Annotated in this window: 18 protein-coding genes, 2 tRNA genes, 1 pseudogene and 1 riboswitch; of the genes and pseudogenes, 5 read left to right on the plus strand and 16 right to left on the minus strand. The window is 48.3% G+C overall.

Annotated features, from left to right (window positions below; genetic code table 11):
• Positions 1–54 precede the first annotated feature (54 nt).
• The 9 genes from BQ5453_RS14345 to BQ5453_RS10060 all read right to left on the minus strand — a co-directional run bounded on the left by BQ5453_RS14345 (position 55) and on the right by BQ5453_RS10060 (position 8,645).
• A tRNA-Cys gene (locus BQ5453_RS14345) sits at positions 55–125 on the minus strand.
• A gap of 15 nt (positions 126–140) precedes the next feature.
• Positions 141–214: transfer RNA gene (locus tag BQ5453_RS10025), tRNA-Asp, on the minus strand.
• Positions 215–299: 85 nt separating this feature from the next.
• The gene (locus BQ5453_RS10030; protein ID WP_071123115.1) at positions 300–806 is read right to left on the minus strand and encodes a GNAT family N-acetyltransferase; all 507 of its coding nucleotides are present in this window, start codon (positions 804–806) and stop codon (positions 300–302) included.
• A 69-nt stretch (positions 807–875) separates the two neighbouring features.
• Positions 876–1,307, minus strand: coding sequence for a hypothetical protein (locus BQ5453_RS10035; RefSeq protein WP_071123116.1), 432 nt, complete (start codon positions 1,305–1,307; stop codon positions 876–878).
• 47 nt (positions 1,308–1,354) lie between these two features.
• On the minus strand, positions 1,355–1,963 hold the full coding sequence (gene recR / locus BQ5453_RS10040; RefSeq protein ID WP_202614973.1) for a recombination mediator RecR: 609 nt from the start codon (positions 1,961–1,963) through the stop codon (positions 1,355–1,357).
• 307 nt (positions 1,964–2,270) lie between these two features.
• On the minus strand, positions 2,271–4,526 hold the full coding sequence (locus BQ5453_RS10045) for a DUF5686 family protein (RefSeq protein WP_071123117.1): 2,256 nt from the start codon (positions 4,524–4,526) through the stop codon (positions 2,271–2,273).
• 21 nt (positions 4,527–4,547) lie between these two features.
• Positions 4,548–6,758 carry a RelA/SpoT family protein gene (locus tag BQ5453_RS10050; RefSeq protein WP_071123118.1) on the minus strand — a complete coding sequence of 737 codons (2,211 nt, stop codon included), beginning with the start codon at positions 6,756–6,758 and terminating at the stop codon, positions 4,548–4,550.
• A gap of 60 nt (positions 6,759–6,818) precedes the next feature.
• Positions 6,819–7,991 carry a porin gene (locus BQ5453_RS10055; RefSeq protein WP_143033371.1) on the minus strand — a complete coding sequence of 391 codons (1,173 nt, stop codon included), beginning with the start codon at positions 7,989–7,991 and terminating at the stop codon, positions 6,819–6,821.
• Between the two features lie 27 nt (positions 7,992–8,018).
• Positions 8,019–8,645, minus strand: coding sequence for a DUF3256 family protein (locus BQ5453_RS10060; RefSeq protein WP_071123119.1), 627 nt, complete (start codon positions 8,643–8,645; stop codon positions 8,019–8,021).
• Between the two features lie 155 nt (positions 8,646–8,800).
• Here BQ5453_RS10060 and BQ5453_RS10065 point away from each other — a divergent pair, with 155 nt between their 5' ends.
• Together BQ5453_RS10065 and BQ5453_RS10070 are read left to right on the plus strand one after the other, a co-directional pair.
• Positions 8,801–9,052, plus strand: coding sequence for a type B 50S ribosomal protein L31 (locus tag BQ5453_RS10065; RefSeq protein ID WP_022101664.1), 252 nt, complete (start codon positions 8,801–8,803; stop codon positions 9,050–9,052).
• 128 nt (positions 9,053–9,180) lie between these two features.
• Positions 9,181–10,377, plus strand: coding sequence for a Gfo/Idh/MocA family protein (locus tag BQ5453_RS10070; RefSeq protein WP_071123120.1), 1,197 nt, complete (start codon positions 9,181–9,183; stop codon positions 10,375–10,377).
• Positions 10,378–10,505: 128 nt separating this feature from the next.
• Here BQ5453_RS10070 and pyrF read toward each other — a convergent pair whose 3' ends face one another.
• Positions 10,506–11,333, minus strand: coding sequence for an orotidine-5'-phosphate decarboxylase (gene pyrF, locus BQ5453_RS10075; protein WP_022101666.1), 828 nt, complete (start codon positions 11,331–11,333; stop codon positions 10,506–10,508).
• 210 nt (positions 11,334–11,543) lie between these two features.
• Positions 11,544–13,838, minus strand: coding sequence for a hypothetical protein (locus BQ5453_RS10080; RefSeq protein WP_143033372.1), 2,295 nt, complete (start codon positions 13,836–13,838; stop codon positions 11,544–11,546).
• A gap of 112 nt (positions 13,839–13,950) precedes the next feature.
• Here BQ5453_RS10080 and BQ5453_RS10085 point away from each other — a divergent pair, with 112 nt between their 5' ends.
• On the plus strand, positions 13,951–14,931 hold the full coding sequence (locus tag BQ5453_RS10085) for an IS982 family transposase (RefSeq protein ID WP_071121765.1): 981 nt from the start codon (positions 13,951–13,953) through the stop codon (positions 14,929–14,931).
• A gap of 19 nt (positions 14,932–14,950) precedes the next feature.
• Positions 14,951–15,346: pseudogene (locus tag BQ5453_RS10090) on the plus strand (IS982-like element IS1187 family transposase); the annotation flags it as partial.
• On the opposite strand, the gene BQ5453_RS10095 reads toward BQ5453_RS10090, so the two are convergent.
• The 4 genes from BQ5453_RS10095 to BQ5453_RS10110 form a co-directional block, all read right to left on the minus strand.
• Complete coding sequence (locus tag BQ5453_RS10095; RefSeq protein ID WP_071123122.1) at positions 15,338–19,126, minus strand: alpha-N-acetylglucosaminidase TIM-barrel domain-containing protein; 3,789 nt, start codon at positions 19,124–19,126, stop codon at positions 15,338–15,340. The pseudogene BQ5453_RS10090 and the gene BQ5453_RS10095 overlap by 9 nt on opposite strands.
• Before the next feature lie 756 nt (positions 19,127–19,882).
• The gene (locus BQ5453_RS10100; protein ID WP_022101668.1) at positions 19,883–20,518 is read right to left on the minus strand and encodes an HD domain-containing protein; all 636 of its coding nucleotides are present in this window, start codon (positions 20,516–20,518) and stop codon (positions 19,883–19,885) included.
• Positions 20,519–20,589: 71 nt separating this feature from the next.
• Positions 20,590–22,089 (minus strand): CCA tRNA nucleotidyltransferase, encoded by a 1,500-nt coding sequence (locus BQ5453_RS10105; protein WP_083361206.1) that lies wholly within the window; start codon positions 22,087–22,089, stop codon positions 20,590–20,592.
• Between the two features lie 77 nt (positions 22,090–22,166).
• Positions 22,167–22,577: a hypothetical protein gene (locus tag BQ5453_RS10110; protein WP_071123123.1), complete on the minus strand. Its 411-nt coding sequence runs from the start codon at positions 22,575–22,577 to the stop codon at positions 22,167–22,169.
• Between the two features lie 342 nt (positions 22,578–22,919).
• On the opposite strand from BQ5453_RS10110, the gene guaA reads away from it, so the two are divergent.
• Complete coding sequence (gene guaA, locus BQ5453_RS10115; protein ID WP_071123124.1) at positions 22,920–24,530, plus strand: glutamine-hydrolyzing GMP synthase; 1,611 nt, start codon at positions 22,920–22,922, stop codon at positions 24,528–24,530.
• A gap of 335 nt (positions 24,531–24,865) precedes the next feature.
• Here the strand turns inward: guaA and BQ5453_RS10120 are convergent, their stop codons facing one another.
• Positions 24,866–25,882, minus strand: a complete 1,017-nt coding sequence (locus BQ5453_RS10120; protein WP_143033373.1) for a hypothetical protein — start codon at positions 25,880–25,882, stop codon at positions 24,866–24,868.
• A 352-nt stretch (positions 25,883–26,234) separates the two neighbouring features.
• Positions 26,235–26,350, minus strand: a riboswitch (SAM-I-IV-variant riboswitch).
• Between the last annotated feature and the right edge of the window lie 3 nt (positions 26,351–26,353).

A 26,353-nucleotide genomic window follows, 5' to 3' on the forward strand; every position in this document is an offset into this window, starting at 1 on the left:
TGACGCTATATAAAACGAAAGAGAGCAAACAATGTAATTGCTTGCTCTCTGTTGAGGTACCCAGCAGATTCGAACTGCTGTACACGGTTTTGCAGACCGCTACCTAGCCACTCGGTCAGGGTACCAATGTTTGAATGTTGCGGTGTGTACGAGACTCGAACCCGTGACCCCATGCGTGACAGGCATGTATTCTAACCAGCTGAACTAACACACCATTCTTGATTGGTTGCTTTCGTTCTCGATTGCGAGTGCAAAGGTACAACATTTTTGTGAAGTACCAAACTTTCTCCGAGTTTTTTTCAAAAAAACTTCATGAATAGTGCCATATCGTGGTATTTGCCTTGTGAATATTGCCATTCGGGGAGAGTGGCCACCTGTTTGTACCCGTTGCCAATGAAGAGATTGAGTGACGCTTTGTTGTTGGGTGAGATGCTTGCGTAGAGGGTGTGTATGCGCAGGCGTTGTACGGCAAACATTTCGAGCAGTTGCAGTGCCTGGCTGCCCAGTCCTTTGCCCCGATGCGCTTTAAGCAGTGTGATACCCACTTCGGCACGTGCGTTGAGTGCCGAATAGTTTGTGAGGTCAATCATGCCAACGGGTTGCGTTGGTTCGTTGCTGCTGTTGGCGAGGTCGATAATTTGGCGTAGCTGACCGCATTCGTGTATACTTGCTGATGATGCGATGTAATTTTTCAGTGCAAAGCGTGAGTATGGCGCATCGGTGTTGGAGGTGTCCCACAGGCTTGGGTCATTCTCTATGGTGTAGAGCAGCTCAAGGTCTTCGGGCTCTAATGGGCGTAGGTACATGGCTTTTGCTTTTATGTGGTAAGTAGGTGTTCGAATTTGGTTGATATGGATTTGTGAATACCTGCTTGTTTAGTCCGTTTCGCCTTGTTTCGGCCAGCAGAATACGAAGCCTGTGAGTGAAATGAGCAGGCAGAAAAGTGCCGAGGTGCCACTCATTAGTCCATAATAGACAATGAGGTTGATGAATATGCAGCATGCTAAAATGCCGGTACGCAACATATTCCATTGTGGCAGTTTTGATGGTTGGTCGTGAAGTGCTGTGCGCACGTGTTTGGTGGCAAAGAGTTTGAGGCTCCCCCAGGTGCCGCCGAGTGTGAATAAGACGCAAAGCATGTTCAGTGCATATTCTGTTTCGGCATCAGCCTTGATGTATCCTTCGGTCAGGAAGTGGCATTCGTAGAGAATGGCTATGACAATGGTTGCGGCCCATACGCCTATGTATATGGCGCGCGCAAGGGTGAGGTCTGTTTTATTGTTGTTGGTTGTGTGTTCGTTTGTCATTTTAATATGTGGTGTAATGGTTAGGTAGGTCTACAAAATAAGTTTGCTTATTTAAGGGGCGTGCGTGCCAAGATGGAGCGTCCGAGAGTCACTTCGTCGGTGTATTCGAGGTCGTCGCCAATGCTTACGCCGCGCGCAAGTACAGAGAGTTTGACGTTACTGTCGGCCAAACGTCGCGAAATGTAAAAGTTGGTGGTATCGCCTTCCATGGTGGGGTTCAAGGCCAGTATGATTTCGTTTACATTGCCAGCTTTTACGCGTTCGAACAGTGATTCCAATTCCAAATCAGAGGGGCCTACGCCGTCCATTGGCGAAATGACTCCGCCCAGCACGTGGTACAGTCCATGATATTGCCCAGTGTTTTCAATGCTCATAACACTGTGAATGTTCTCGACTACGCAAATGGTAGAACGGTCGCGCTGCGGATTGGCGCAAATGTCGCAAATTTCGGTGTCTGATATGTTGTGGCAAACTTTGCAGTGTTTTACGTCATCGCATAGTGTGGTGAGGCTGTTGCTGAATGCATGTACTGCTTCTTTGTCTTGTGCAAGCAGGTGCAAGGCAAATCTTAGGGCTGTTTTGCGTCCCACGCCAGGTAGCTTGGTAAGTTCCTGCACAGCGTGCTCCAATAGTTTTGAGGGGTATTGTTCGTTAATCATCGTGCAAAGATAGTGCAAGCTGAGCGAATAAAGTCAAACTTGTTTGAAGTTTATTCCGAGGCGCCGCCTATCTTATCCAAAGATAGTGCAAGCCGAGCGAATAAAGTCAAACTTGTTTGAAGTTTATTCCGAGGCGCCGCCTATCTTATCCAAAGATAGTGCAAGCTGAGCGAATAAAGTCAAACTTGTTTGAAGTTTATTCCGAGGCGCCGCCTATCTTATCCAAAGATAGTGCAAGCTGAGCGAATAAAGTCAAACTTGTTTGAAGTTTATTGCTTAATCAGAAGAGGTGGGGCAGGCTAAATCAGTTTTCAAAAAGATGAAAGGCAATTTTGCAGCCAAACTTGATGGTGTTGTGTCGCGATATGCCAGTAAACAATCCTGCATCAAACAGATGGGTGCTGATGCCGTAACCAAGTTCGGTGTAGATGCCGAGCGAGCGCACACTCAATACGTTGAAATAAAGCCGTTCCTTTTGTATGATGCGCGATAATAGCGAAATGCGTGAAAGGAAGAGCATGGGACTTTCGTACGACGTGGTGATGTGTGCATAGTAGCGTGACTCATTGTACCATCGCGAACTGAGTAGCTGGAATTCTCCGCTGAGTTCGTCGCTCCACTCTTGGGGCATGTAGTTGAAGCGGAAAAAGTCGTAATCAAGAAAGCAGTCCTTGCCACGCTGTGTGAAAAAGCCACCTCCCGCCCGGACATAAAGGGTGCGCATGGCGTAAAGGGCTATGCGAAAGCGTACATCGCCCTCAATACGCTCAAAATGTGTGTCGCCATGTTCCAGATCGTAGCCGCGCTCGTAACAGAAGATGAACGTGGGGTAGCGCGAGTAGAGCGGAATGCGCCTTTTACCCTGTCGGTAGTAGTACTGTGCGGGTGTCCATTCTATTTGTATGCGTGGACCAATGGCCGATAAATAGTGTGCCAATCCGGCTGATTTTGCCAAATCATTCCACTCAACCAATGTACGGCGGTGGTAACGAAAGCCAGAAGTGAGCACGATGCCAGGCATAGGCGAAAGTGAAAAGTCTGTTTGCAGGTGCGTGTCGCGGTAGTCGTGAAAGCCATAGTTGTCGATGACGTTCTGTAGCGAGTCGTAATGTTCGTATCCTTGTAATTTGTGGCGTAGCTCTTCGGCTTGTTTGTTGTTATAATTGCGTGCGCCGCCTCCCGCCTCGAAATGTAGTTTGCCGTTGATGGCGGGTGCACAATACCATAGCAAAGGTGTGCTCCAATATATTTGTTTCTGTTTGAAACTGTAGCCAACACTCGGCGAAATCTCTATTTTGTAGTCGGAATAATTGTGTTGTTTGTTAAAGTTGAAACGCAGGCGTGTGCGCAATGAAAGTCCTTTGTTGCCGCTCCATTGAATCATCGATGGCGTGATGATTGGTGGCAGCTCCAATTTGGCATTACCATTGTTGGTGATATTGAATTTGTGCGATGAAAGCAGTATGTCTTTTGCCTGTTCGTTGATAATGGCGTGTTTGTCTGTTGTGTGAATGGTGCTGTCTTTTTGTTGTGAGATGGGATCGGACAAGTCTGTCTTGGCCTGTTGCAGCATGATTTGGGCTATGATAAGTTCAGCATCATCATGTAGTGCAACGGGCCGTATTGTGTCAAAGTAGGCGGCGGACAATTTGACGTGGGTGGTGTCGATGCGTAATACGCATTGTTGTGTAAGGTCGTACTGGCGCTTTTTGTTATGCAGTGTGGCTGTGGGGCATTTGAAATTGTATGTGGGGTAGATGTCGCAGATTTCATAAACTCGGTTCCCGAATAACTTGAAATCTGATGTGGTGCGCATGGTTGTCGGCACGAGTTGCTGGTAACCTTCTTGACCAATTTGGGCGTTAACTGTGATGTTTTGCAGTTGGTGGTGAAAGGATAACTCAAAATGTACTACGGCGCCAGTGAGCATATTGATGTCGGCATATCCCTTGGCCAACTGGTCGTTGTTGAAACGTGGCCGAATGTCCACACGCATGGTTGTGGGTTTCGCGTCATGGGTTGGCATGGTTTGCCGCACCGTATATTTGTAGTAAATGCTGTTGCGGCGGCTGAAGGGATTGAGCAAACGGTCGATGAACAGTTTGGGCTGATATATTTGGAAACTAAACCGCCCCCAAGAGCCAAAACGTTCGGGCTGTAAATAAGGTGCGTTTGAGTTACACGCTACGATTTTGCAGTCAGTTTTGCCATGTGGGTGAAACTGTATTCGCATTTGTACCTCAGTCTGGTAGTGGTGCATGCCGCGTTCGAGGCGCGGCATGTTGGGTATATAGCGCACAATAGGGCCACGGCGCTTGGTGAACATATTGTGTTTTAGGTATAATGTGGTGGTGCATTCGTCAATATTGTGGCCATGTGCAGTGTTGCCGAGCAGGGCATTGATACTGTCGGCAAAATGGAATATCAGACGTTCGGGGTGTGGGGTAGCAGTTTGTGCGTGAACAACGAATGGCGAAGAAGCAGAAAGCCACATGACAAGCAGTAGTCTTGCTGCTTGCCATGTGGCCATGTTTGCTTTTTTATAAAGTGCTGACGCCATTTCTTTTGATAGGGTGTTTTGTTAACTGCGGCTTACGGCCTTGACCCCCTTGACGGTGCGCAGCTTTTTTATGAGCCCCGTAAGGCGTTGTGTGTCGTCGACCAAGATGGTAAGTATGCCCGAGAACAGACCATCGTTAGAGTCGATGTTGATGCTGCGCAGCATGATATGTTCCTCTTTTGATATGATAGAGGTTATGTTGTTGACAATGCCGAGGTCGTCTTGTCCCACAATGTGTAGTGTGATGGGGTAGGAGCCTTGTCCCTTGCCGGCCCAACGAGCCTTGACAACGCGGTAGCCAAATCGTTGGCGCAATGCTGGGGCGTTGGGGCAGCTCGTGCGGTGGATTTTGATACCGCCATTGACGGTTACAAAGCCAAATATATCGTCACCATACACAGGGTTGCAGCAGCGTGCCAGTTGGTAGTCGAGGCCTTTGAGGTCGCGCCCGATAACGAGTTCGTCCTGATCGCCTTTAGCCCTTGCCACCACTTCGCTGTCCATGCTGAACTCTTCAGCCGAGCGGGTGGCGGCACGTTCGGCCAATCCTTGTTCGCGCTTGCCCAGTTCGATGTAGGTGTCTATGACGCGGTTAATGTCAACCTTGTCATCGCCAATGGCTCTGAAAAAGTCAAAGCTTTCCTTATATCCTAATTTCTTTATAAGTTGGTTGATAAGAGCCTCGTCCCACTCCAGCTTGCGGTTCTTCATTTTACGCTCAAGCGTCTCTTTCCCAAGTGCTATCTCGCCCGCTGTGAGTTCGCGCACTGCGGCACGTATTTTTGAGCGCGCATGGTTCGATTGCGCAATGTTTATCCACTCGCTTTTGGGCTTTTGGTTGTTCGAGGTAAGAATTTCGACAGTCTGTCCGCTTTCGAGTTGTTGGCGTATCGGGAAGTTTTTGCCGTCGATGCGCCCGCCCACACAGCGATTTCCAACCCCCGTGTGTATGGTATATGCAAAGTCGAGTACGGTAGAGTGTGGTGGCAGACGGTATAAGTCGCCTTTGGGCGAAAACACGTACACATCTTGTTCCTTGAGGTCAGAACTCAAACTTTGTGTGAGCAACCCCTCGTTGCCAGTTTCGAGTGCTGAGCGAATGTCGGCCAACCAGGAGTCCACACCACCACCGCTGCTTTTGACGCCTTTATAGCGCCAGTGAGCTGCCAAGCCATGTTCGGCGATTTCGTCCATGCGCTCGGTGCGTATCTGCACTTCGACCCATTTGTCCTCGGGGCCTTTGACGGTGATGTGCAAACTCTCGTAGCCGTTGCTCTTGGGCACAGTGAGCCAGTCGCGCAAGCGTTTCAGATTGCTTTCGTATTTGTTGGTTATGAGAGAGAACACTTTCCAGCACTGTTCCTTCTCCTTCTCGAGCGGAGAGTCGAGAATGATGCGTATGGCAAACAAGTCGTACACCCCATTAAAGCCGCATTGCTGCTTCTTCATCTTCTGCCAAATGGAGTGTATACTCTTTGTGCGCCCCTTCATGTGGTAACGCAGTCCCTCGGCATCAAGCATTTTGCGGATAGGAGCAATAAAGTTTTCGATATAAGCATCGCGGGCACGCTTTGTAGCATTAAGGTTCTCCTTAATCATATAGTAGGCATCGTGCTCCAGGTATTTGAGGCTGAGGTCCTCAAGTTCACTCTTTAGCTTGTAAAGTCCCAGCTTATGGGCCAGAGGTGCGTAGAGCCATGCCGCCTCGGTGCTGACACGTCTTTGGGCTTCAATGTTTTCAACGTCCTTGATCTGACGCATCAAGTTTACACTGTCGGCAATGAGCATGAGAATGATGCGCATGTCGCCAGCTTGTGAAATGAGCAGGTTGCGGAAGTTGTCGGTGCGCATGGCTTCGGTTTTAACCTCGATGGCTTCAACACGCAGAAAACCTTGCAGCGTGTTGGCCACGTCCTGGCCAAAGTAGCGCTCTACGAGTGCACATTGTTCTGGCTTGCGTATAACTGCGCGCAGCAAGTAGGCTGTGAGCGAATGGCCACGCAAGCCAATCTCCTGTCCAGCCAAACTGATGGCTTGCAGGGCGAGTATGATGCGGTTATGTCCAAATTCGTTGCGTAGCAGCGAGTTGTCGGTTTCGATTGCGCTTGCTATAAAGTCGGCCAATTTGCGTGCCTCAGCCTGTTGGGGACGTATATGCTCGTTGTTGTAAATGTTGTGCAGCGCTTTGACAAAGTCGTGACGCTCAGTCTCAAGTCTTTTCAATTCGCCCATAATACTCTTTACTTTGTTGTGTGTTTATAACTCCTTAGCCTCCAAATAGTTTGATTGGCGTCAGAAACGTGCTGTCACTTGCACGTCAAATGTGTTGTAGTGTGAGTCCTTCGGATTTGTGGCATGGCGTGCCGAACGGTCATCTGTGAAGGTGTAGTTGAGTTGGAATATGAGGTTCTTGCCCAGGGTGTAATTGCCCGACAAGCCATAATCTGTGCGCAACGATTTCCACGAGTGTTTGTCGTTGCGGTAGCAGTCATAGCGTCCATATATTTTCAAACCCTTTGCCACGGGCACACCGAGTGTGGCATACCATGCGTCAGAGCGGTCAGGTTCGGTAGCCTTCGTTACGACGCCGCCCACCGAGCTCATATATTCGCCGCGCACCGTCCAGTCACTTTCATATTTCAGACCAGCTCCCCACCGCACGCGCTTTACACTTTTGAGCGAGGCTGGGTCCGTGGCATTATATTTCTCGTTGGTATATTTGCCGTTCCACCCAAAACCGCCAATGCAAAGGTCCTTTATGGGAGAGAACCATAATCCACCAATCAAGTCCTTGTGGTGATCCTTATCAGCATGGTTGATGCCCTGTCCGTTGAATACGCCCAACTGATAGTGCAGCCAGTTGTGTCCGTCGGGGGCTGTGATAAAGTCGCCTTGCACTTGCACGCCAAGGTCGCGTCCCGAACTTTTGTTGTAGCCCCCCTCGCCGTTACGATCGTTTATCGAGGCCAATTTCATGGTAGCTTGTGAATAGCTGCCCATGCCGATGGCCAATGGACTCATGGGGTTTTCAAAGCCGAATGACCGCTTGAACTGGCCCAACTTGACGCGGAAGAACTTGAACTTTTGCCATTCAATAAAGGCGTCCAATACGCGCGGCCCTTTGTTCTCACCCGGTGCGCCATTGACCTCCATCTGCAGTTTATAGTAAAAGTCTTTGTAAACGTGGCCGTCGGCATACAGACGTATAAAGCGCAGGTCGAAACCGCCATTGGTGTTCTGACCGCTGCGGTCGCTGATGCTGTATTTGCCCATGATGTAACCGCCAAATTTGATAGTCGGTTGCATCTGCTGCATGAGTTTAGAGTCGCCTTTGGCTCTAAAGGTGTAACCAGCAGTCTCGTAGTCGGGGTTATTGTAAGGGTTGTTGTCTGATATTTCGTTTTCGGCAAGGCTGCAAAGCGGTGTCAGGGCCAGCATGGTTGCTGCCATCAAATGCTTGTTCATGTATAACTTTTGTTGTGTTCGTATGTATTAGGGCTGTGCGACAAATTTGCCAGACTGCCATTTGTAAGATATGCTTTTCGTGAGTTCCTTTGCCAAATTGATATATTCTTTCGGCAGACTGTTCAGGCTCAGACAGAAGGTTATTACCGGTTCGTCAGCGTGCCATGTGGCTTGTATAGGCAGATGCAGTAGTGTGGGCATCAGTCTTTGTCTGTCAAAGTCTGTCACTTCGGTGCTGTTCTTCACAAACTTCTCGTTAGTGAGATGTGGCATGTCGCGCTTAACCATTTTCCAATCATTCTGATATACACTGATGCGTGACGACACGCCATCAGCTTCAACCGATTGTATGCAAACAAGTAGCGTGTCGTGTCCGGCAGTCAGCACTTTCAGTTGCCATGTGCCGGCGTCCGATGTTTTGAGCATCAGGTAATCGCTTGTCTTTTTCAGCAGTTCAGATTGCCCGCCATACAGGTTTTCGGCCTTGGCCGGAAGTCCGCTGGCATACAAGTCCATCAAGTCGAGTCGTGCTGTCCGGTCGAGTAGCGGAAGCACACTCTTTGGTGCATTGACAAAGTATATATCAAGTGTCTGGGCCATGCAGCGCGGCATAAGGCTGCTGAGCAAAATGACCAACAACAATAATCGTTTCATATAGGCAAAGTTAAGGCTTAACGCGTGAATGCCAAAGAAAAAAAGATAGATATTTGGCTCTTTACTCAAAATGTCGTATTTTTGCAGCCGATTATCAGACCATTACACTAAGTTGTTACCAAAACAATTTGATAAACCATAAAAGCTATAGCACAATGAAAAAAGGTATTCACCCTGAGAATTATCGTCCCGTAGTATTTAAGGACATGAGCAACGGCGATATGTTCCTTTCACGTTCAACTTGCAAGACAACTGATACAGTTGAATTCGAAGGCGAGACTTATCCCGTAGTAAAGCTTGAAATCTCAAGCACTTCACACCCCTTCTACACTGGCAAGTCAAAGCTGGTGGACACCGCAGGTCGTGTGGACAAGTTCATGAGCCGTTACGGCAAGAGCCGCAAGTAATTCTCCTTACTCGCGCTCTAATAAAGATCGATCTTATCAAAGGGCAAGGTAACACCCAAGTGGTAGAGTGGATGTGTCTGAAAGGGCACGTCCACTTTTTTAATATATAAAGCAGCCAAATGCTGCTAATGAAAAACCATTATCGCATTATGCCATCAGCACAACTACTCGCTTGTCAACCAATACCTGTTGTACGCATAGCCTTGATAGGCCTTGGCAATCGTGGTATGAAGACACTCGAACGCTATCAGTACATAAAGAATGCTGAAATCTGTTGTCTTGTCGACATAGACAAGCAACGCCTTGACGAGGCCAATGCCAAATTGACGGCAACGGGGCGTCCGTTGGCACGTGCTATGCAGGGTGCAGAGGCATGGAAGGAGGCTTGTCAGTTGGCAGACATCGATTTGGTGTACATCTGTACAGAATGGCGGTGGCACACTGTCATTGCTGTCGAAGCCATGAATTGTGGTAAGCACGTAGCCGTTGAGGTGCCCGCAGCCACAAGCGTAGCAGAATGCTGGCAGTTGGTTGAAACCGCAGAACGCACACGGCGGCATTTGTTCATGACCGAGAATTGTTGCTACGATTTGTTTGCTCTCGAAACGTTAGAGATGGCTCGTCAGGGCCACTTCGGGCATATCACCCATTGCGAGGGAGCCTACATTCACCACATCAAATCGCCACAGCCCACGGGGTGCTATCATAGCGACACCCAGCGTAACTGGATGGTGCATTCTTGTGCAGCTCATGGGGGCAATCCTTATCCCACCCATGCCATTGGGCCGATAGCACAGTTGTTGGACTTCCATCATGCCGACCGCATGGTTTCACTTGTGTCGGTTACGGCAAAGGGGGCTTTCGAGGGCGATGAGACTGATGTCATGGGGCGCATCAACACTGCTTTGATACAAACACGCAATGGCGTGAGCATCATGTTGCAGCTCGATGTCACCACCCCTCGTCCGTACAATCGCCTGCAGACCGTTTGTGGCACGAAAGCCTTTGTGCAGAAATACCCCCTCCCCACCTTGCAGAGGGCAGAGGGTGAGCCATTGACTGGGGCTGAGGCACTCGATGCCATGCAACACTATGCCACACAACCGGCAGCTTTGCTCTGGCAGGAGGGCCATGCGCTTGGTGTTCCCAACGAGATGAACTATGCCATGGACGCGCGCTTGATTTATTGCTTGAACAATGGTTTGCCGCTCGACATGGACGTGTATGATGCCGCCGAGTGGTCGTGTTTGGCAGAGTTGACACAAAAGTCGGCCATTCAGGGTGGAATGCCGGTTGAGATACCTGATTTCCGAAATCATAAATAGCCGATAAATAAGGCGCGGTTGCATCACACTTACTTCACGATAAAAAGAGTGGGCGTGTCAAATTGCAGAGAATGATAGATACTGCAATTTGACACGCCCTTGTGTTTGGTTAATGTCCCAACAACGTGTTACAAGCCAACCTTGGCCAGTTCGATTTGCATTTGCTGCTGCAATTCGTGCGCTTTCTGTGCCGACACCTGTGCAAAGTTTTCGGTGTTGTCGGCATAGATGATGCCTCGTGAGGAGTTGACAAGCAAGCCACAGTCCTTGGTCATGCCATATTTGCAAACCTCCTGCAGTGAGCCGCCCTGTGCGCCAACACCGGGTACGAGCAAGAAGTGGTTGGGCACAATTTTGCGGATATCCTCAAACAAGCGGCCCTGTGTAGCACCTACCACATACATCATTTGTTTGTCGTCAGCCCATTGCTGTGAGCGGCGCAACACCTTCTCAAACAAACGTTCGCCTTCGGCATCTTCGGTCAGCTGAAAGTCGTGTGAACCTTTGTTGCTGGTGAGAGCAAGCAAAATAACCCACTTACCTTCATACTGCAAGAATGGGGTCACGCTGTCCTCGCCCATATAGGGTGCCACTGTCAGCGAATCGATGTCCATCTCTTCAAAGAAGGAGCGGGCATACATGGCAGAAGTATTGCCAATGTCGCCGCGCTTGGCATCGGCTATGATAAATTGGTCGGGATAGTTGTCCTTGATGTAGCGCACTGTCTTTTCAAAAGCAGTCCAGCCCTTCAAGCCAAAGCACTCATAAAATGCCAGGTTGGGCTTGTATGCTACACAATAAGGGGCTGTGGCATCGATAATGGCCTTGTTGAAGGCAAAGATGGGGTCCTCTTCCTTGAGCAGGTGTTCGGGCACCTTCTTCAAGTCTGTATCTAAGCCAACGCACAGAAAAGAGTGCTTGGCGCGAATGTTGTCAATGAGTTGTTGCTTGTTCATATAATTGCTGTTGTAATTTACTCCTACAAAGGTAGTGTAAGATAAGCGATGCACAAAACTTTTTGTGCGCTAAAATGTAGCGAGCGCATTTGCGTGAACCAAGTCAGGGCATAAAGTGCATTGCAAAAGGCGACCTCCGTCAGGGTGTGTAAAGCACCTGACGGAGGTCGTTCCTTTATAGCTACGGGCATTACGTAAGTAATGGTCCTGTTATTTTACAATAACCTTGTTGCCATTTACGATGTATGCACCGGCAGGCAGTTCCTCAACAGACTTATCTTGCAGCTTTCTGCCGTCGAGTGTAAAGATTGCCAAGGGTGCGTGATTGTCGGTCGATACCGCGTCAATGCCTGTGGTGGTTGGCAGCAATGCAAAGCCTTGAGCATTGTTTGCCACATTCTTAGGCAGTTTGAGGTAAGCTTTACCACCTTTGTTGATGAATGGTGCACCATCAGCCTTAGCCCAGAAAAAGCCAAATGTGCGTTTGCCGTCAATGGTGCCGTATGTCAGTTGATAGAAGTAACTGTTGTCATCAGCTTCAATCATCTTGTCTCTTTCGGTACCGAAAAGGCAGTTGCCGCTTATCTCATGTGCACCGTTAAACCATGCCTTGTAACAGGGATATTTCCCTTGCGGGGCCTTGATTAGCAAGGCTTGCTTAGCCTGCATTTGGCTGTAGTCAGGTCTTGGCTTCCATTCTATGGCTATCTTGCCATCTTTTACTCCTGTAATGCTGGCAAACTGTTCAATGCCCTCAGGCCAAATGTATTTGTCCTTGCAATAGAATGTAGTGTAGCCTTCGGGAGCAACCACGTTGATGTAAGCGATAGGTTCGCGCTCTAATAATTTGAAATCAGCAGTTTCGTATGACGCAAGATTAGTGCTCTTTGTATACTTAAACTGCTTGGTATTCTTGTTAAAGTAAATATAGTAATTGTTTTTACTTTTCAATTTGAAGGTTTCATTAGTGGCGTCAGGAGTTATTGTGAAATCAGAACTGCTACCAACCACAAAGCCTTTATCATTAACAATGAGATATTTTCCATTTAGCAAACTTTCCAGTTTGGCCTTGCCTGAAGATAACTCACAGTAAAGTCCCTCTGTTTCGTTGTAACGTGTGGCTTGTCCTTCGTTAACAGAGATTGGGGTAGCATCAATTTTGGTTTGATATTTAGTTGATAATTTGTTGGCATTAAAGCTATAATAATTGCCTTCGTCGTCTGTTGCCACAATTAAATATTCTCTGTCAGTTGTTAGTGCATTTACTTTGTGGTAAACCACCGGACTCGGACCATCAAAGTCTTTGCTTGTTGCAGAGCTCGCTTTGATGGCAGCCATGAAAGGGTATAAGGTCAGTGCGCTGCCTGTGTTATGTGCTACAAACTCGTTTTCACTTTCGTCGTAGGTGTAGTAAGGTGCTTCTACGCTAATGGTTTTTGTAGTGGCATTGCCATAAAAACTTGGGGCGCTGCCAGTAGTGGCTTTATCAAGCGTTTTGTCAAACTCAAAGGTGAGTGTGCGGTTGTTCCAAGCTTCGGGCACTTGCACCAAATACGAGCCAGCTGCAATGGTCGACACATCTTCAAATGATTTGCCATTGAAAGTGAACAACTTCAGTGCGCTGAGGTCAGCCGTGCCAACGCCTTCAACCCAAAGTTTGCTCGGTGTGCACGGAAAGCAAAAAGGGCGCTTTTCATCGGCAGACAGTGTGGTAGTCAGCCACACCTTTTGCGTGGTGGCAAGTGTGGGTGCGGTACCGCTTTGTGTGGCAGTGGCATTAAGGTTTACCGCATCGCCGGCTGCAAGCAGGGCAGCATCTGTTTCGCTCAATGAGCTGGTAGCCTTCACATCAAACACCACAGGCTGCGACCATGCTTCGCGGTAAGCGGCAGCATTTGCAGGTGCCGTCTGCACATATATGGTATTGTTATCAAAAGCTTCATTCAACATAAGCGCAGGTTCACTTGTGTTGGCAATGATGCAACGCAAGTTCTGCGTGTTGGTGAAGGCATGCGTGTTAATCGCTTTTACTTCAGCTGGCAAACTGAGTGCTTGAACCAATCCCTCAGGACGGGCCAGTAGCGTTTTGCCATCAGCCGTGTACAGCACATTGTCAATACTCTTGTAGGTGGCATTGTCAATGTTTACACTTGCCAAGTTTGTGCAACCTTTGAAGGGGTTAACGGCCATACTGGGTATGCTAACGCAAAGGTTCTCAATATTGATGCCTTGGGGCAGTGCGGTGCTAAACTGCGTAATATCATTAAGCTGGTACGACTGTTCGGTGTGCGTTTCGGTCGTTGTGCCATTGTCAACCGTAAAGGTCAGCGTGCCATCTTTCGTGTGCGAAATCTTCAAGTCAAAACTCGACACATTCTGTGTGGCAGTCAGCGTCGTTTCCTTATTGCCATTTGTCTTAATGATGAGGCTTCCGTCTTTCTTCAGATAAAACTGGAAGCCGTTATGATAGTATTCGTCCAAGGCAATGCTGCCTGTGGCTAACAAACTTGAGCCCCATTTGTTAAAAGTGTTGCCATTGTTCTGCACCTTGAAGCTAACTTGCCAATCCTTATTGTTTTTAAGTACCCGTTGGCGGAATTAATTTAAGTTGATAAATATGAGTAAAAAGTTGCACATATCGCTGATTTTTAGTAACTTAGTGGTGTTCAAAACATTAAGTCCAAACCATCGTATGTACAACCTTTATACAAAATTCGTCAAAATACTCGAGATATGCAAGCAATTCTCTGAAAATCTCGTCAATGAATCGGGTAATGTTCCACGTCGTGGTCCTGTTCCCAAGTTTTCGGATTTGGAAGTGGTGGCGCTATCCTTGACGGCAGAGACCGAGAGCATTGATAGTGAGAAGTGGTTGTTCGACTATAAATTGCAAGAGTACAAGGACAACATTCCTAATCTCATATCAAGGAGACAGTTCAATGACCGCAGGAAGAAAACGGCAGGCCTGTGTGAGGAACTGCGCAAGCGGATTGCCATGGAAATGGATGGCGGAGAGGAACAATTCTTTGTTGACTCCAAGCCGATAGAGGTCTGTAGGGTTGCAAGAGGAAAACGTTGCAAGATGGGACGTACCGGCAATTTCTCGCAAGCTCCCGACTTCGGCTTCTGTGCTTCGCAGAACACGTATTATTTTGGTTATAAGTTACACGCTCTCTGTGGGTTAAGTGGAGTTATCCATTCCTATGATCTGTCAAAGGCAAGTGTGGCGGACCTCCATTATATGAAGGATGTAAAACATACTTATCACGACTGTAGCATCTATGGTGACAAAGGGTATATTGGAGCTGACGTACAGCTTGACTTGTTCGAAACCGCACACATAAGACTGGAGTGTCCGTATCGGCTCAACCAAAAGGATTGGAAACCGACATTCATTCCGTTTGCAAAGGCAAGAAAGAGGATTGAGACAATATTCTCACAACTTACAGACCAGTTCTTGGTCATCAGGAACTATGCGAAAATAACGAATGGTTTGTTTGCCAGGATCATTGGCAAAATTAGTGCACTTACCATTCTGCAATACGTAAACTTCATTAACGACAAGCCCATTGGCAGAATTAAGTATGCACTAAATTAATTCCGCCAACAGGTATTTATATGATCTGTCAAAGGCAAGTGTGGCGGACCTCCATTATATGAAGGATGTAAAACATACTTATCACGACTGTAGCATCTATGGTGACAAAGGGTATATTGGAGCTGACGTACAGCTTGACTTGTTCGAAACCGCACACATAAGACTGGAGTGTCCGTATCGGCTCAACCAAAAGGATTGGAAACCGACATTCATTCCGTTTGCAAAGGCAAGAAAGAGGATTGAGACAATATTCTCACAACTTACAGACCAGTTCTTGGTCATCAGGAACTATGCGAAAATAACGAATGGTTTGTTTGCCAGGATCATTGGCAAAATTAGTGCACTTACCATTCTGCAATACGTAAACTTCATTAACGACAAGCCCATTGGCAGAATTAAGTATGCACTAAATTAATTCCGCCAACAGGTTTTTAAGTGTATCAGGTAGTGCGATAGGTGCGTTCTCAATCTTTGCGCCTGTTATATCTTTGAGCACAAGGCCCGAACCGCCAAGTTGCTTGATATTTTCAGAGAGCGAGAGACTCGTGAGTGCCGTTTGGCCGTGCAAGGCTGTAGGGGCGATGCCCACGATGGGGCGCCCCTCATAGCTTGCAGGAATTGTCAGTTCACCTTCGCCGCTGAGCACTTTGGTCAGTGTGATGCCATTGTCATCATATTGGTAGTCAAATTTCCATGAGCCAAAGGTCAAATCCGAAACCTCAAAGTTGGCCGTGTAAGTACCATTCTCAGAAGCCTTGAAGCGAATTGTGTTGCCTTCAATCCAGCTTTGCGGTATGCGTCGGCCGTATTGGTCGGTCCAGTACACGCGGTAGCCATCGGCGGGGGAGGCGCGCAGCACAACGCTCTCGCCAGCTTTATAAGTATAGGTCTCGGTCTGGCCATTGGCATCTGCCGTGCCGTGTCCGCTGTCATCAGCCTTCACAGTCACGGTGCAGGGGGCTGAGGATTGAGGCAAAATGTCGACAGGCACATCATAGGCCATACGCATCAAACCGTTGTCGGCAGGCATGGCACCCGTTTGGGCATCGTAACCATCCTGCCAAGCACCATCAAGACGCAAACGTATGTGTGTAATGCCCTCGGGCATATTGTAGGGCAGCAGCACCTTGAGCGTGTAGTCGTTGAATTGGGTGTTCTCTTCGCTTTCTTTTTTGCCTTCAACCTTTATCAGTTCGCCCTCATCGTCAAAGTCGCCATCGCTGTTCAGGTCAATGTAGGCCGACAAGTTGGTATAACCCATGCCGCCTGCACCCAACCAATGCAAGATGATTTCGCTACCTTTGGCAGCCGCAGCCATCTCGGTCGTGTGGAACAATGAACTTGGACATTCGTCTGTGGAGTAAACATTCAGCTCATCGCTGTTGTTCTGCTTGAAAGTCAGTGATTTCAGATACTGGTTATAATCGCGGATTGTACCAATTTCAGAAAGGTCTTCTTTGGGCATAGCCCACTTGTTACTTACAAAATTAGCCGTGAAGGTAGCTGCATCAGCTCCGCCATATATGTATGGATTGGCGGTGCTTACCACATTGCCGTTGGCATCGGTCCAATTCTTAAAGTCATAGCTGCCAGCAGGTGTGGCTTTGAGGCTTACCGCCTCGGTGTTTGTCACGCTGAGTGCGTCGCTGCCCTCAATAGCCACAGAACCTTGCTTGTTGTCACAGTTTACGCTTACGGTACGCGCCGTAGTGATGTTGTCTTTAAGCAAAATGCTGAAGTCAGCCGCTGTGCCATCGCTCAATGTCAGACGGGCAGCCACTTGCGTGGCAATAGCTGTGGTGGGCACGTTGATGGTAAGTCCGTTGGCAGTCTCGTTTTCGCCAAAAGTGCCGTCGTTGTTAAAGTCAATGCTCAGTGTGGCAGTCACTCCCGTGGGCAGAGTGGTGGGGAAGGTGTATGCTGCGCCACGTGTGGCAGACACGTTGAGGGCTGTGCCAAGGTCTGTACTCATATAGCGGTAAAAGCAACGCGAGCTGGCATTGGCCGGGTTAACAGTAATGAAATATTTGCCGAATAGTTCTGTTGCTACATCGGCGGTGTTGCCCGTAGGCTGATTGTTGTAACTGAGTGAGGCATTGTGCGCCCATGCCCAATCGTTGTCAAACCAGTTGGGTAGGGTGGTGCCATTGTCTCTATTGTCGAAGAAAGCTTTCCAACGCTTGTAGTAAAAATCCTTGAGCATGCCGCCCCATTCGCGGTATGAATAGTCGCGCAACCCTGCTCCTTCGCTGTTGCTGTTTTCACCCCATGTCGTGATGAGTGTACGGGCGTTATTAAGTTCGAGCCATTGCTTGTCATTTCCAGTTGTGCCATTGGCTTCGTCGGCAATGTTGCGTGCCATGTTGGTCCAACGGCCCAGCATAAAGTTGGAGTTGGTGTTGAGCAGCGCATCGAGGTCGAGAATGAGTTGCAAATACGCATCGCGACGCGTAGCGTAGGCCGTGGCATTATTGCTTGTGGCGGCCTCGTTAATGCCTTTGAGCAGATAGTAGCCATAGTCTGTCAGAGCCTGACGTGCAAAGTCGGTCAGGTCGTAGCTATAGTTTTCGCCGCTCAGTTCGTCTTTGGCCTGCAGCATTTTGTAGGCCGCATCAAGCACATCTTGCGCATTGTAGAAAATCTCAGTACCGCCCCAGCTTGACACTTGGCCAACACTCAAATTCGGACGTGCGCAGAGCACCGCCTCGTGGGGGCCTTGCAGTGCGGTTTGACAATTAAGTGCCGAGTTGCGCATTTTCTCCCAAGCCTCCTCGGCTTTGGCATTGGCTGTGCCATAGCGGCTTGTGCTGTATGCGGCAAGCCACGCCTTGGGGTCGGGGGCACTGCTGCGCCATGGCAGTTCGAACAGGGCATCGTAAAGTACAGGCACTTGCTCAATGGCCTCGGGAGTGGCGCCAATGCCCTTGATGTTGCTGTATGTAGACTTCTGTGTAAAGAAATCGGTCATGATTTTAGACAGACGGCCGAACAAACCCGTGCGGCCACCAAAGTTGGGCAGTGCACAGTAAACGGCATCATGGCCTTTGTAATCATTAAAATGTGTGTGTGCATCGCTGAAGAGGTCAAGCACAATGAGTTTGCCCTTTTCTACTTTGTCTAATACATTGTATTGCGCGTCACTCCATTGCCAAAACTGAATGACCCACTTGCCATTGCTGTTGGCCTTGTACATGGCACCGGCTATTTTGCTATAAGCCGAGGCTACATCTATGCCCTTGGTGTTGGCCCCCTCGTGGAAGGGGTCCATGCTGTAATATTCAGATGTGCCCATCAACTCTTTAAGACGCTTGTAGTAAAGTGCTGATATTTCGGTAAATGCGTCGGAGTTGGGGTCGAGAATGTAAGGGCGCACAAATTCGCACCAGTTGCCCTGGTTGTTAGCTTTGTAGCCCTTTTTGCTCTCGATGTTGCTCGGCACCATGCCAGCATAGCCAGGCAGTACGGGCTGCATGCCGAGTTCGCGCTCGCGGGCCAAAATCTTTTTGGCCAAACCCTCTTGGCGTGTGTACCACCAATCGGGGTTGGGACCACCCCAACCCTCAAGGTTGTTCATGCCCCACCAAGCCTGGAAACAGGGGCCGGCAATAAATGCGTTGGCCTCGTCCTTGGTGTAGCCAAGGTCGTTGACCAACAGATTTCTCCACACTACGTCAAGGCCCACAATCTGCAACGGCATGTTGATGCCGTGCAGGGCCATCCAGTCAATTTCCTTTTGCCAGCGGTCCCAGGTCCATACCGACATGGAGTATGAAAAGGTGCAGTAGTTGAGGTAGTAGCGGTAGTCAACGCTGCTCTCGTGTGTCTCGTCGGTAGTGGGCACGGGCAGTGTTTTGCTGCTTAGGTCCGTGGTCAGATTGTTCCACGACAGATTGACGTGGGCATAGTGGTTGAGATACCAGTTAATACCCGTTGTCACCGCCGAAATGTTGCTGCCCTTGATGCAAGGTTTGCCATCTTGGCGTGTAATGACAAAGGCTTCCTTGCCGTTGCTGCTGATGCGCTCGTCGACAATGGTGACAAAGCGGTCGGCTGTGCCGTCGCCACCAATGCGATTGAGCAGGGCAGTTACAGCGGGCGGATTTTGTGTGGCTGCTGCAAGTGTTTGCACGCAAGCCAAGGCCAAAAGCACAACGAAGAGTTTGATGCTTTTGAAGTGATGTTTGTAATGCCTCATCGATGTATGGGGTTGAATGGTTAATGTGATATTTCTTTGTATGATTGGCCTCATGGCATGGTGGTGCAATGGGGCTTGTGTTTCTGTCTGTTATTGTAGTAAGTGGGTGTGGGTAATGTCGGTTGTGCAGATGGTGTATGCACGCTTTGTGCTTACCCCTAAAAAGTAGTTATATCCATTTTGTCTGCACTCTGCACTAAGCGTGTTTAATGTACTGATAATCAGTTTGTTATTGCGTGTAGACAACTTGTAAAACCATCTACACTTTGCCTGCACTTGTCATCTACACTCTTTGTTAGCACATTACCCTCTACACGCTATATTCACCCTCTCTATTTCTACCCCCTCAGCCCGCAATCAATCACTTGCACCATCTTAATTATATACGTGTGCGTCAGTTGGGGCGCGCCGGTGTAATTTTCAGTCATGTGGGATAGAAAAAACAGTTGCGGGAGGTAGAAAAATGTGTTGCTCCGTGTGTTATAACGGCCTCCCGTTACTGTCATTGCTTGCGCGCATGACCGCGTTGACTGATGCTTGTGCACAGTATGGCTGGTGCGCTTGCTGTGCATTTAGCTTGCCGAATGCGGTGTGCAGATATAGTGTAGATAAATTACGAGTTTGTCTACACTCCTAAAGCCGTTGATATTCATTGTGTTACGTGCTATTAGTGTAGAGTGTAGACAAAATGGCAAAAAATAAATTGTAGGGTGCTGACGATGCAGTAAAGTGTATACACTCCACCAAAGTGCATCATTAGTATGTAGTGGTTTTCTCCTTAAGTTTTGATGACAAAAAGTCGGCGGCGTGTACAATGCTTACGAGGGCCGATTTGTCGCTGGCTGTGAAAAAGGAGTAGCGGTTGGTGCTGCCGTTTTCGCCCACATCGAACATGCCCATGTGCCAACGTATGGCCAACATCTCCTCGGGTTTGAGGCGCATATACCAGCTGAGCATAAGGCACGACTTTTCACCATGCCCGAAGGGAAAATCATCTTTTATTTCATATCCATTGTACGACTGCCATTTGCCTTTGTCGTCTTTTTTCCAACGTTCGGCTTTGTGGTACATTTTGACTTTGCATATATCGTGGAACAATGTGGCAATGGCAATGCTCTCGCGCGATATTTGCTCTTGAAATGGCGATGTGCCGTTTTCGATGGCAGGCTGTGCCACACTGTCGTAGATGCTGCATGCCGTTTCGAACACGTTGATGCAGTGTTGGCACAGGCCACCGTCCTCGTTGAGATGGAAGTTTGTAGAGCTTGGTGCCGTGTAGAAGTCGGTGTTTTCGAGATAGGCCAACACTTTGTCAACACCCTCACGCTTGATGTGTTCATGACAGAGGGCTATGAAGCGCTGCTTGTTGGCTTCGATGATGTCGGGGGTCATACGCTTTTGATCTTTTGTTTGTGTGTGGGGGGATTTTGCAAGTCACCGTGGTGGGCTGCACCTTGATGTTGTTAACCGGCAGTTTCAGCCAATGCCTTTTCGTCAGTTTCTTTTTGTTGCCTGATTTCGGCATAGGCCTCTTGGTTGGCAGACAATCCCATTTGTTGGGCGCGTTCCATCACAAAATTAAGGGCGGCCAAGGGTTTGTTTTCGGCTTTGCCGTCAAGTATGGCGTCTTTGAGTGCACTCTTCAGCGTACCAATTTCGCGGCAAGGGGGCAAGGTGAACAATCGCATGATTTCGTCGCCTGTAACGGGTGGTTGAAAATTGCGTATGCGGTCTTTCTCTTCAATGTCGATGAGCTTTTGGCGCACGATTTTGAAGTTTTGCAGAAAGTTCTTTTTGCGTTGCTCATTCTTGCTGGTGATGTCGGCTTCGCACAACAGCATGAGGTCTTCAATGTCGTCGCCAGCCTCAAATAGCAGTCGTCGCACGGCGCTGTCGGTCACGATGTCGTCGGCTATGGCAATGGGGCGCATGTGCAATCCTACAAGTTTGGCCACATACTTCATACGCTCGTCAAGTGGCAGTTTCATGCGGTTGAAGAGCGGTTTTATCATCTTTTCGCCCAGATAGTTGTGGTTGTGGAAGGTCCAACCTATGGCCGGCTCCCATCGCTTGCTGCGTGGTTTACCAATGTCGTGTAGCAAGGCTGCCCAGCGCAGGTAGAGTTTGTCACTCTTTGATGCCACGGTGTCGAGTACCTCGAGTGTGTGGTAGAAGTTGTTCTTGTGCGATTTGCCGTTGCGCGTTTCCACGCAGTCGAGATTGGCCACTTCGGGCAGAATGATGGGCAGCAGTCCGCAGCGTTGCAGTTCTACGAAGCCGATAGATGGCACCTTCGACATCATTATTTTGTTCAGCTCTGTAATGATGCGTTCGGCGCTGATTATCTTGATGCGGTCGCGGTTGCGGCCTAGGGCTTCGAAGGTTTCGTCCTCAATAGTAAAGTTGAGCTGGGTGGCAAAGCGCACGCAGCGCATCATGCGCAGCGGGTCGTCGCTGAAAGTGATGTCGGGGTCGAGTGGGGTGGCTATGATGCCGTCCTCAAGGTCGCGCACACCATCGAAAGGGTCGACCAACTCGCCGAGCCGGGCTGCGTTGAGGCAGATGGCCATGGCATTGATGGTGAAGTCGCGGCGGTTTTGGTCGTCTTCAAGGGTACCGTCTTCGACAATGGGTTTGCGTGAGTCGTGTGAGTAGCTCTCTTTGCGTGCGCCCACGAACTCAACCTCGTTGTGGTGCCACTTGACTTGTGCTGTGCCAAAGTTGCGGAACACTGACAGATGGGCGCCGCGCCCAAGCTTTTGGGCAAAGGCTTCGGCCATTTTGATGCCGCTGCCAACTACTACCACGTCAATGTCGTTGGTGGGTCGCTCTAAGAATAAATCACGCACGTAACCGCCAACCAGATAGCATTCAAGCTGCAACTCGTCGGCGGTTTCGGTAAGTTTGTTAAAAAGTGGGGTGTCTATTTTATGCTTTATCTCTTCTTGTGTAAGAATTTTCATCAGGTGCTTGCAGTCTTAATATAGATGGTGTGTAGCAGTGGTGCATTGACGGCGTCGTCTTGGCGTTGTCTGCCTGTTTACCAATCGTAACCACCGGCGCGTACAAATCTCAGCGTGTAACTGGTGCGGCTGTCGTAGTCATCGACGTTGAGTGTCATGTAGTCGCCGCTGAAGGTGCTGACGTATGCGTCCATGCTGACGTAATCGCCAAATAATATTTGTATGTTGCGCCGGCCGTTCATGCGCCAATATCCATGCTCTGGCTGTGTGCCATATCCCTCGGTGTAAAAATCGCCGTTTTTGTAAAACGTCCAATAGTCGTCTTGTCTGTATGGGCCGTAGCCTGTGGTCTCGACAATTCTCCATTGGCCTGTTATGTCTGAACCACCGTCCCAGTCGTTCCACCAATCTTCGTCACAACTGAACATGGTCATCAGTGTGATGAGTGCGAGTGTCCACATTGTGGCTTGCTTTTTGATTGTTTTCATAATCGGTGTGTTATTAGCTTGCAGTTAATGAGTATGTCTGTTTTATGGGCAGTCATAATCTTATGATGCGACAAGTGCAAACTTACATAAAATTATTCAAAACTGCATTCACTCGGAGGGAAAATTGTTTGATGTGGTTGAATTTGCGGCGTGAGGTGTGGCTTTTTGTATAAATTGTTTGCGGTTTTATATGCCTTCTTGTTTGCAGTTTTATATGCCTTTGGATATGTGATTTTGTTATGATAGGCTGCACCTCGGCAATAAAAATGAAAGTCTTGGGCCTTTCATTTTGTATTGCGCTCGGTTTGCACTATCTTTGTACGCAAAACCATTTTATAACGTATGCAACAGAAAATCATTATTCTCGATTTCGGCTCGCAGACGACTCAGTTGATCGGTCGCCGCTTGCGCGAACTCGACACGTTTTGCGAAATTCTGCCCTACAACAAGTTTCCACACGACGACCCGAGCGTGATTGGTGTAATCCTTTCTGGTTCACCTTATAGCGTGTACGATCCGGAGGCCTTTAAGGTAGATTTGACCAATATCCGTGGCAAGTATCCTATCCTGGGCATTTGCTATGGTGCACAGTATATGGCGCAGACTTATGGCGGAAAGGTAGAATCAGCCGGCAGCCGTGAGTATGGACGTGCTAACTTGGAGCAGTTTGACCATGAGAATCCCTTGTTTAAGGGGTTTGACGAAAACTCTCAGGTGTGGATGAGCCATGGCGATACCATTACAGCTATTCCCGAAAACTTTCATTGCATTGCCTCAACGTCAAAGGTAAAGTTTGCAGCTTATCAGGCTGACAACGAGAAGCTGTGGGGTGTGCAGTTCCACCCGGAGGTGTTCCACTCTCTGCAAGGTACGCAGTTGCTCAAGAACTTTGTGGTAGACATTTGTGGCAGCCGCCAGGATTGGAGTCCTGACTCATTCGTGGATACAACAGTGGCCGAACTGAAGGCGCAACTTGGTAACGACCGTGTTATTCTTGGTCTGTCGGGCGGTGTTGACAGTTCAGTAGCTGCCGTGTTGCTCAACCGTGCCATCGGCAAGAATCTTACGTGTATATTCGTAGACCATGGCATGTTGCGCAAGAACGAGTTCCGTGATGTGATGCACGACTATGAATGCTTGGGCTTGAATGTGATCGGAGTTGATGCTTCGGCCAAATTCTTTGCCGACTTGGAGGGTGTTACTGATCCTGAACAAAAGCGTAAGATTATCGGTCGTGACTTTGTGGAGGTGTTCAACGCCGAAGCTAAGAAATTTACTGATGCCAAATGGTTGGCACAGGGCACGATATATCCTGACCGCATAGAATCGTTGAACATTACAGGCAAGGTTATAAAGAGCCATCACAATGTGGGCGGTCTGCCCAAGGAGATGAACTTGCAACTTTGTGAGCCGCTCAAGTGGCTGTTTAAGGATGAGGTGCGCCGCGTGGGACGCTCAATGGGCATGCCCGAGCATTTGATTACGCGTCACCCATTCCCCGGACCGGGCTTGGCTGTGCGCATTCTTGGCGATATTACACCCGAAAAGGTGCGCATCTTGCAAGATGCTGATGACATCTATATACGTGGCCTGCGCGACTATAAGGTAAAACTCTCGGGAGAGGAAGCACGTCGCGTGCTTGCCGCAGGTGTGCCGGCTGACATGAAGGACGGCGAGATAGAAGTAAGCCTTTACGACCAAATATGGCAAGCTGGTACCGTGTTGCTCTCAACCGTACGTTCGGTTGGTGTGATGGGTGATGAGCGTACTTATGAACACCCTGTAGCATTGCGTGCTGTGACAAGTACTGATGCCATGACGGCTGACTGGGCGCATTTGCCTTACGACTTTATGGCTAAGGTGTCGAACGACATCATTAACCATGTGAAGGGTGTTAACCGCGTATGCTACGACATTTCGTCAAAACCGCCTTCAACTATTGAGTGGGAATGATCGGAATGCCGAAATATAGGGGCTAAATGTCATGTAATTTGGTTTTAGCCTAAAGAGTAGGGGATTTGTTGACGTGAATTACTGATTGTCAACAAATCCCCCTTTCTTGTACGATTTATCAAAAATCGTTCCCGATTTCGTCCCTACTTATGCCTGCTTGCATTTAGGGTGGTTCTAATAATTCTGAAATAGGGATTTGTGCGCTATCGGAAGTGTATTTCTGAAAGTTTGTGAGGGAGCATAGCGGGCTATGTGACCGAACAAACTTTCAGAAAGACACTTTCGAGAGCGTGCAAATCACATTTCAGAATAGCAGAACTCTAAAAACAGAATTTTTAGAACCACCCTTCATTCTTTTTGTTCATGTAACTTTCTATCATACAATAACTGATGCCAGCTGAGAGGAATTGGTCGAAAAGCTCGTGCTGCCTTGTTATTACCTTAAGTTCTAAGGCATCTATCTGCTTGTTCAACGGCGTTAATGTTCGTTGGTAAGTGGTGTTCTTTATATGACCGTTTTTCAGTTCGACTTTCAATTTTCGTTTCTGTTTGTTGATCAGGTCGATTTCCCTCTCAGTATGCTCTTTGAAGGATTGAAATTCGGAAAAGGCTCCACTTATCTCTTCATCGTTGTGCTTTAACCAAGTGTCCGCATACATAGAGTGCCATTTGTCCGATTCCGCAGTAATTTGTTCTATGCTCTTTTTCAGTTGGTTAATCTCAGATTGCATAAAGTGCTCCTTGATTTCAACAGAATAGTTCCAATCTTCACTATCCTCAGCGTGCAAGATGTCAAGCACCTGCTCAAGCGTGTAGACTTGATAGATGTGCTTAGCCTCGTCATACCGTGTGTTGATAGCCGTGAATGATTGCCAATGGCTTGCAAATAAGGAGACGGATACAGATTTAACACGACCGTCTTCATAGACCTCTGCACAGCGGTTCGCACCACTCAACGGGCTGCCTGCCAAGTGAAAGACAAGACTTCGAAGACCTTCTTTATTTGTGCGCAATGCTTTTGGGCAAGTTGCCCACCATTCCAAATATATGCCCACTGTAGGGGCATTGAAGCCTGATGTGCCAGTGTATGCGAGTCCGTTTTGAACGGCAACAGGAGCAAGAAACATTCTGCTGTCGCGTAAGATACGCTCACTATGGGCCAAAAGGTAGAAAGCGTTGTCGGTAAAGAGTTTTTTCTGACGTTCTTTTTCTTCATCTGCATTTGGTCGTGGTTTGCATGGTATAACACCCATACCCCAATACGCTCCTGTTGTATTCAACTGCATTTTATCGGACGCAAATTTTGTTTGGGGGGATTGCTTTGGAAAACACTCAAGTGCCTCTCCATTCATTAGGGTGATGCTATTCTTTAGTTGCTCTGTGTTACGATGTGTCATGTTCTAATATTATTGTGGGTGAATGAAATACGTTTGCTTACGTTATAGCCAACGCTTGGTTGATGTATAGACGAACCTTTTCAGTGTCGCTATGCTGATTGGCACCGTCCTTAATAATGACGGCGTCATGTGATAGTTGCTGGAGCATATTAACGAAATCTGTATTACCTTTTTACTTCGTTCATACAACGCATATTTGTGCCATTCGCCTCGTTTGTAACCTTGGAGAAGGGCATGCAATTAAAGTGTGAGGCATTAGTATGCTCCACACTGCTCATAACAATTCCAAAAGTGTCTGTTTTTGTGACATACCTTTTTAATTTAATGATTATGGCTCTAAATCCTTAAACTCGTATCGTTTTTACCACCGTGGCTATGTCAGCTCGGTTGGTCCAGCACTTAAGCTGTCTCTTGATACTTAGTCAA

The sequence above is a fragment of the Prevotellamassilia timonensis genome (assembly GCF_900106785.1).
Taxonomy (GTDB): Bacteria; Bacteroidota; Bacteroidia; order Bacteroidales; family Bacteroidaceae; genus Alloprevotella; species Alloprevotella timonensis.